The sequence below is a fragment of the Streptomyces sp. XM83C genome (assembly GCF_023072675.1).
Lineage (GTDB): Bacteria > Actinomycetota > Actinomycetes > Streptomycetales > Streptomycetaceae > Streptomyces > Streptomyces thermocoprophilus.
Genome location: NZ_JALLGL010000310.1, coordinates 1 through 6,980, shown reverse-complemented (window position 1 = coordinate 6,980; position 6,980 = coordinate 1). Strand labels below are relative to the sequence as shown.

At 73.3% G+C, this 6,980-nt stretch carries 4 protein-coding genes and 1 pseudogene; 4 read left to right on the top strand and 1 reads right to left on the bottom strand.

From position 1 onward, the window contains the following. Nucleotides 1-220: 220 nt before the first annotated feature. Complete coding sequence (locus MTQ10_RS25575; RefSeq protein ID WP_247472520.1) at nt 221-886, bottom strand: bifunctional DNA primase/polymerase; 666 nt, start codon at nt 884-886, stop codon at nt 221-223. Between the two features lie 533 nt (nt 887-1,419). On the opposite strand from MTQ10_RS25575, the gene MTQ10_RS25570 reads away from it, so the two are divergent. The 4 genes and pseudogenes from MTQ10_RS25570 to MTQ10_RS25555 all read left to right on the top strand — a co-directional run. Then, nucleotides 1,420-2,931 (top strand): PP2C family protein-serine/threonine phosphatase, encoded by a 1,512-nt coding sequence (locus tag MTQ10_RS25570; protein ID WP_247472519.1) that lies wholly within the window; start codon nt 1,420-1,422, stop codon nt 2,929-2,931. Nucleotides 2,932-3,040: 109 nt separating this feature from the next. Further along, the gene (locus tag MTQ10_RS25565; protein WP_247472518.1) at nt 3,041-4,498 is read left to right on the top strand and encodes an aminopeptidase P family protein; all 1,458 of its coding nucleotides are present in this window, start codon (nt 3,041-3,043) and stop codon (nt 4,496-4,498) included. Nucleotides 4,499-4,707: 209 nt separating this feature from the next. Beyond that, on the top strand, nt 4,708-5,016 hold the full coding sequence (locus tag MTQ10_RS25560; protein WP_247472517.1) for a trypco2 family protein: 309 nt from the start codon (nt 4,708-4,710) through the stop codon (nt 5,014-5,016). A gap of 22 nt (nt 5,017-5,038) precedes the next feature. Beyond that, nucleotides 5,039-6,980: pseudogene (locus tag MTQ10_RS25555) on the top strand (trypsin-like peptidase domain-containing protein); the annotation flags it as partial.

Below are 6,980 nucleotides of genomic sequence, written 5' to 3'. Positions count from 1 at the left end.
CCCGTCCCGTTCCTCGGTCTCTGAGGCGGCACGGCCCGCCCCCCGCCCCGCCGCCGGCGCGACTGTACGGTGGTCCTCGCCCGGCCGGCTCGCGGAGGCCACGGCCAGAGGAAGAGCGACAGCGCAGGTCGCGACGCCCGCGAGGGCGAGCAGGCGAAGGTTCATGGCGGGAAGATAACGAGCACGCGCACGGCAGCCGTCCCGCGCACGCCCGACACCCCTACAACTCGGGCGCGCTCACACCCGTACGAGTGAGGGCCTCCACCAGCGTGTCCACCACGGCCTCCACATCGGGTACCCACGGCGAGGCCGAACCGGGCAGCGGTGCCCGCTCCCAGCGGATCGCGCCGAGCCCGGTCTCGGACGGGGGCAGCGCGAGATAGCCGCCCTCGCCGTGGAAGCGGAGGGAGCCGGGCACGAAGTCCTGCGCGTACAGCAGTTCGCCCAGCTGTTCCATCGAGTACGGGCGTACGAGGATCGACCAGCGGGTGGGCGAGGCGACGACCGGGCCGAGGCGCATGCCCTTGCGGTCGAGCGCCGCGAGCGCGCGGGCGGCCGGCAGGGCCGGCAGGCTCACCGCGCACGGCGCCCGTCCGCCGGTCGCGAGGATGATCGGCGCCGTCGGCCGGTTGGTCCACCACCAGCGCACCATGCGCTCGTCGGTGGTGGCCGCGAGAAGGCCGGGTTCGAAGGGATGGGCGCCTGGGACCGTGCACTCCGGGTCGGGGCAGCCGCAGCGGGAGCGCCCCTGCGGACCGGCCGTCACGCCCGGCAGGACGGGCCACCGCCACTGCGTCGCGAAGGTGAGGGCCGCGCTGATCAACTCAGGCCTCCCGTCCTTCCGCTGGGACCGACGCCTGCGTCGCCTTCCGAGGATCTCGCGCATGAGCGCTCGTTCCTTTCCGTTGCACGCCTGGCAACACCGTGGGTCACATCACACCATGTGTCGATCACTTCACTGTGCGTACCTGTTGGCGCATCACACCCCGCACGTGGCAAGGGGAACCCCCATGGGCCGTGCTCCGCCGCTCCCGCGGCCGCTCGGTCCCTCGTTCGTCTGCTGCTCAAGCCATGGTGCTTCCGCCCGAGCACGGGCGTGGCGTGGGGTGGCGAAGTCTGGCGCTTTGCCGTCGCACGTGTTTCTCTTCGCCTCCGCCACGGGAGGATGGGGCACGGCCGTCGGTGGATAGGACGCCCGGTTCGGTCACCAGGTTCCGGGTGGCCCCAACCACCCCTGGTCCTCACCGAGTACGTACCCATCACGACCGTTGTGACGCTCCGTGGAGCACGCCCAGTCGACCGCAATCACCCGTTACCCGAGGCAGTTTCAAGCCAACTTCACCATTCCGCAAGGGGTTACCGCGGGGAGTCTTGAAACGTCCCGCCGACCCCACGGACACCAGGAATACCGGCAGGACAATGCTGGACATCCCTCCACGAGTGCGTGTACATGTGGAGACACTGCTAGCGGCGCAGAATGACATGGGGGTTTGCGATGCTTTTGAGCAATACGCACCGGTCGGAAAGCCGGACGCCATGAACGCCCCTCATCCTTCGAAAGTGGCCGGAATCGATTCAACTGTTCCCGCGCCCGCCCACACTGCCCCGCCCACGTCGACCGCGCCCGCAGGTTCCCAGGTCCCCCCGCCGCACGCCCCCGGCGCCCTGCTGCAGGACCGGCTCGCCGGCTGGGTGTCGGACCTCACCACCCTCCACGAGCTCACCGAGCGCCTGGTCCGCACCGACACCCTGGACAGCGCGCTGCGGGAGGTGCTGCGCGCCGGAGCCGCCCTCGTCGGCGCCCGCCGCGGCCTCGTCGTGCTGGAACCGGCCGACGGTCTCGGCCCCGACACCACCATCGGCCTCGGCCTCGCCCGCGCCGACCTCGGCACCATCGAGACCGTGCCGCGCAGCTCCCTGTCGTACGGCCGCATCCTGGACGGGCTGCCGGGCTGCGACGGTGCCGTCGCCGAACCCGATCTGCTCGCCGAGGACGGCCTCGACCCCCGCCACCGCGAGGTGGCCGCCCGTCTCGGCTACGCCGCCAGCTACGCCCTGCCCCTGACCGCCGAGGCCGACGGTCGGCTCGGTGCCGCCGTATGGCTGTACGACGAGCCGGCCGAGCCGTCCGAACGGCAACAGCATCTGATCGGCCTGTACACGGGGCACGCCGCCGAGCATCTGGCCCGGCTGCTGGAGGTGGAGCGCACGCGCGCGTCCCTGCGGACGGTGCGCGAGGAGCTGCTGCCGTCCCGGCTGCCCCGGGTCGCCGGTGTGCAGCTCGCCGCCCGGCACCGCACGGGGCCGCGCGGCGGCGGCGACTGGTACGACGCGCTGCCGCTGCCGGACGCCGCCCTCGGTCTCGCCGTCGGCGCCGTCACCGGCTCGGGCCCGAGCGCCGTCGCCGCGATGGGCCGGCTGCGGGCCTCCCTGCGCGCGTACGCCGTGATGGAGGGCGAGGACCCGGTCGCCGTACTGTCCGATCTGGAGCTGCTGCTGCGGCTGACCGAGCCCGCCCGCTCGGCGACCGCGCTGTTCGCGTACTGCGAGCCCGCCCTGCGCAAGATCACCCTGGCGGGGGCGGGCCACTGCCCGCCGCTGATCGTGGGCGAGCGGCGCACCGAGTTCGTGGAGACGTCCGTGTCCGCCCCGCTCGGCATGCTCTCCTGCTGGGAGGCGCCCAGCGTGGAGCTGACGGCTGAGCCCGGGGAGACGGTTCTGCTCTACACCGACGGGCTGCTGCACCGTACCGGCGACCCCGTCGACCGGGCCTTCTCCCGGCTGCACTCCGCCGCGGCCGGGGTGCCGAGGGCGCTGCGGCACGACCCGGACGCCGTCGCCGAGCACATCCTGCGCACGGTCCTGCCGGACGGGCTGGACAGCGCGGACTCGGAGGAGGACGTGGTGCTGCTGGCCGCCCGCTTCGAGTAGCGGCCCTTCCCGGCCCCACCGGCTGTAACAGGTCCTCCGCCCCTGGGCCCCCTTCCGTACGACCGCACGACCGTACGATGGAGGGGGTCCAGTGCCGTATCCAAGGAGGATGACCGTGGCGGAAGAGCCGGAGACCCCGGAGACCTCGGAAGAAGAGCCGATCAAGCAGCGGAAGAACGGACTGTACCCGGGCGTGTCCGACGAACTTGCCGAGAACATGAAGACGGGCTGGGCCGACACCGAGCTGCGCGACCTGCAACCGATCCCCCAGGCCGCCGAGACCGCCGCCCGCCGTGCCGCGCTGTCCGCGCGTTTCCCCGGTGAGCGCCTGGTGATCCCCGCGGGCAACCTCAAGGTGCGGTCGAACGACACGGACTACCCGTTCCGTGCCTCCGTCGAGTACGCCTGGCTGACCGGGAACCAGACCGAGGACGGCGTCCTCGTGCTGGAGCCCAAGGGCGAGGGCCACGAGGCCACGATCTATCTGCTGCCCCGCTCGAACCGGGAGAACGGCGAGTTCTGGCTCTCCGGCCAGGGCGAGCTGTGGGTGGGCCGCCGCCACTCGCTGACCGAGGCGGAGAAGCTGTACGGCATCCCCGCCTCCGACGTGCGCGAGCTGCCCGGCAAGCTGCGCGAGGCCACCGGCCCGGTCCGGGTCGTCCGCGGGTACGACGCCGGTATCGAGGCCGCGCTGACCGACAAGGTCACCGCCGAGCGCGACGAGGAGCTGCGCGTCTGGCTGTCCGAGGCGCGCCTGGTGAAGGACGAGTTCGAGATCGGCGAGCTGCAGAAGGCCGTCGACTCGACCGTGCGCGGCTTCGAGGACGTCGTGAAGGTCCTCGACAAGGCCGAGGCGACCAGCGAGCGCTACATCGAGGGCACGTTCTTCCTCCGCGCGCGCGTCGAGGGCAACGACGTCGGCTACGGCACGATCGCCGCCGCCGGCCCGCACGCCTGCACGCTGCACTGGGTGCGCAACGACGGCCCGGTCCGCTCGGGCGACCTGCTCCTGCTGGACGCGGGCGTGGAGACGCACACGTACTACACCGCCGACGTCACGCGCACCCTGCCCGTCAACGGCCGGTTCAGCGACCTCCAGCGGAAGATCTACGACGCTGTGTACGACGCCCAGGAGGCCGGTATCGCCGCGGTGAAGCCGGGCGCGAAGTATCGCGACTTCCACGACGCCGCGCAGCGCGTGCTGGCCGAGCGGCTGGTGGAGTGGGGTCTGGTCGAGGGCCCGGTGGAGCGGGTGCTGGAGCTGGGCCTCCAGCGCCGGTGGACGCTGCACGGCACCGGGCACATGCTCGGCATGGACGTCCACGACTGCGCCGCCGCGCGCACGGAGACGTACGTGGACGGCGTGCTGGAGCCGGGCATGGTCCTCACCGTCGAGCCGGGCCTGTACTTCCAGGCCGACGACCTGACCGTGCCGGAGGAGTACCGGGGCATCGGCGTGCGCATCGAGGACGACATCCTGGTGACCGAGGACGGCAACCGGAACCTGTCGTCCGCGCTGCCGCGCCGCTCCGACGAGGTCGAGGCCTGGATGGCCTCGCTGCGGTAGGTGTACGGCGCCGACGAGCGGACGGAGGGCCGGGTGCCGTACGAGGCACCCGGCCCTCCGTCGCGTCAGGGGCGGCGCGTCCGCAGGCGCCGGAAGTGCTGCTGAGAGTGGCGAAATGCGGTGGAGATCCACGTACATGACTGTGGTTCACACGCGCGCGTACCTAGAATCGGGGGCTCCATGTGAGGCGGCTGTGACAGGGGTTCGGTATGGCAGGCGACGGGCGCACCGAGGATTTCCTGGATCTCGCCGACGCGATCGATGTGCTGCGCGCCCAGTTGTCGGAGGCGCAGCGCCGGGGGCAGGACTCTCCGCTGCGGTTCGTGCTCGGGGAGATCACCGCCGAGTTCGAGATCGAGCTGGTGCGCACCCGCAACGGCGGAGGGGCGCTGCGGTTCGGGGTGGTGGAGGCAGGCGCCCGCGGTGAGCGCACCGAGCGGTCGGTGCAGCGGCTGACGCTGCGGCTCAGCCCCGAGCAGCGCGACGGTGGTTCCGTGGCCGTCGGCGACGTCGAGTGACCCGGGCGTCCGGGGCCGGCGGATGCAGGAGCAGCAGGTCGTCAAGGTCCGCGGCACAGGCTTCGGCAGCGGCTATCTGATCGCGCCGCGGCTCGTCCTGACGGCCGCGCACGTGGTGCCGGAGGTGTCCGGGGAGGCGGAGATCGTCCTGCCGGAGGCGTCGGCGGGCGTGACGACGGTCGTACGGTGGCGGCGTCTCGAGCCGGAGCGTGGTGTGGACGCGGCGCTGCTGGAGCTGCCCGACGGCCCGGACCGGCCGCTGCCGTCGTCGCTGCGCGGCGCGTACGGGCGCCGCCCGCAGCGGTGGGGGCGGTGCGTGACCGGCGGCACCGAACTGGACGTCGTGGCGACGGGTTTCCCCCGGCAGCAGCGTTCCCGCGACGGCCGGGCGCCGGGCGGGGCGGGGCCGGAGCGGGAGTGCCGGGCGCCGGGTGCCGTGGTGCGGGACCGGGAGGAGCTGAAGGGGCGGATCAGGCCGCACGGCGGCACCGGGAACTTCGAGATCCTCGACGACATCGCCACGCTGGCCCCCGACACGGGCGGTCTCGGCGCGGTCAGCGCCGCCACGACCACCGCCTGGTCCGGGATGTCCGGCGCGGCCGTCTTCCCGGAGGGGGAGGATCTGCTGCTGGGCGTGGTGATCGAGGACCGGCGGCCCGGTCAGGGCACCCGCCTGCGCTACACCCGCAGCGAGGACCTGCTGGCCTGCGACGACTTCCGGGCCGTCGTCCACGACCTCACCGGGGTCGAACCGCAGTGCGAGCCAGTGGAGTTGGCGCGTCTGCTGGAGCCGGCGCCGCCGCAGCGCACGGTCGCCTCGCCCAGCATGCTGCTGCGCGCCGACGCCGAGGTGGTGTCCTTCCACGGCCGAAAGGACACCCTGGACGATCTGACGCGCTGGTGTCTGACGGACCGGGACGGTCTGCCGGCGGTGTGCGTGCTGACCGCGCCGGGCGGGCAGGGCAAGACACGGCTGGCGCGGCGGCTGATGACGCGGATGCGGGCGCGGGGCTGGGTGGCCGGGCAGGTCGTCCGCGAACCGGGCGATCTGTCGGTGCTGCGGGCCGTGCAGCACCCGCTGCTGCTGGTCGTCGACTACGCGGAGACCCGGCCGGAGCTGGTGGGCCGGCTGGAGGAGCAGGCCCGGCACGTCCGGCATCCGGTACGGCTGCTGCTGCTCGCCCGATCGGTCGGCTCCTGGCAGGACACGGTACGGGCGCGGGTGACCGGCCCCGTCCATGACATCCGGCTGCACGCGCTGAGCCCCGACGCCGGCGGCCGGGAACGCGCGTTCCGCACGGCCGCACGGGACTTGGCGCGCAGGCTGGCGGAGGTGACCGGCCGGGCGGACATCGACTGGGCGCGGGTCGCGAAGACCGTGCCGGTGCCCCGTCGGCGCGGGGCGAGCGGCGCGGAGACCGCGCTCACCCTGCAGATGGAGGCCCTGCTGGCGCTGCTGCGGCAGGTGCCGGCCGGGCTCGCCGACGGTGACACCCCCGAGGACCAGCTGCTGCGGCACGAACACCGGTACTGGCAGGACACCGCGCAGCGGCTGGGTCTCGGGCCGCGTGTCCACCGGGTGCTCGCCCCTGCCGTCGCCGCCGCCGCGCTGTGCCCGGCGCAGGACGAGGACGAGGCCTGCGCGACGCTGTCCCGGCTGCTGCCCGCGCATCTGCGGGAGCTGGCCGGGGACCTGGCGTTCTGGCTGTGCGAGCTGTATCCCCCGTCCGACGACCGCTACTGGGGGGCGCTGGAACCGGACCGGGTCGCCGAGCACCATGTCTCGGCGCTCGTACGGCAGGACCCGGCGCTGCTGCGGAACCTGTTCGCCCGGGCGCCGGACCACCAGCGCGCCCACACGCTCACCGTCCTGGCCCGCGCGGCGGTGGCGCACGCCAACCACGCGGCGGCGGAGCAGGGGTGGGGCGGCGCGTGCGGTCCCTCGGCGGAGGGGAGTGCGGCCG